We start from the raw sequence: 657 nt of genomic DNA on the forward strand, positions 1-657 counted from the left end.
TCCGCGAAGTTGCTTCGAAGACCAACGACATCGCCGGCGGCGGCACCACGACCGCAACCGTTCTGGCACAGTCGATCGTCCAGGAAGGCCACAAGGCCGTTGCCGCCGGCATGAACCCGATGGACCTGAAGCGCGGCATCGATCTGGCCGTGATCGAAGTCGTCGGCGCGCTCGGCAAGGCTGCCAAGAAGATCAAGACCTCCGAGGAAGTCGCCCAGGTCGGCACGATCTCGGCCAATGGCGACGAGTCGGTCGGCAAGATGATCGCGGAAGCGATGCAGAAGGTCGGCAACGAAGGCGTCATCACGGTTGAGGAAGCCAAGACCGCCGAGACCGAACTCGAAGTCGTCGAAGGCATGCAGTTCGACCGCGGCTACCTCTCGCCCTACTTCGTCACCAACGCCGACAAGATGGTTGCCGAGCTCGAGGACGTCTACATCCTCCTGCACGAGAAGAAGCTGTCCAACCTTCAGGCCATGCTGCCGGTTCTCGAAGCCGTCGTGCAGACCTCGAAGCCGCTGCTCATCATCTCGGAAGACGTCGAAGGCGAGGCTTTGGCCACGCTGGTCGTCAACAAGCTGCGTGGCGGCCTGAAGATCGCTGCCGTCAAGGCGCCGGGCTTCGGTGATCGCCGCAAGGCCATGCTGGAAGACATCG

The 657-nt window shown here is 62.6% G+C and carries 1 protein-coding gene; it reads left to right on the forward strand.

Going from position 1 to position 657, the window contains the following annotated elements:
• Nucleotides 1–657, forward strand: a 657-nt coding sequence (locus tag EOB59_RS35035) for a TCP-1/cpn60 chaperonin family protein (protein WP_281061754.1), incomplete at both ends; no start/stop codon positions are given.

The organism is Mesorhizobium sp. M7A.F.Ca.MR.176.00.0.0, assembly GCF_004023165.1.
GTDB lineage: Bacteria > Pseudomonadota > Alphaproteobacteria > Rhizobiales > Rhizobiaceae > Mesorhizobium.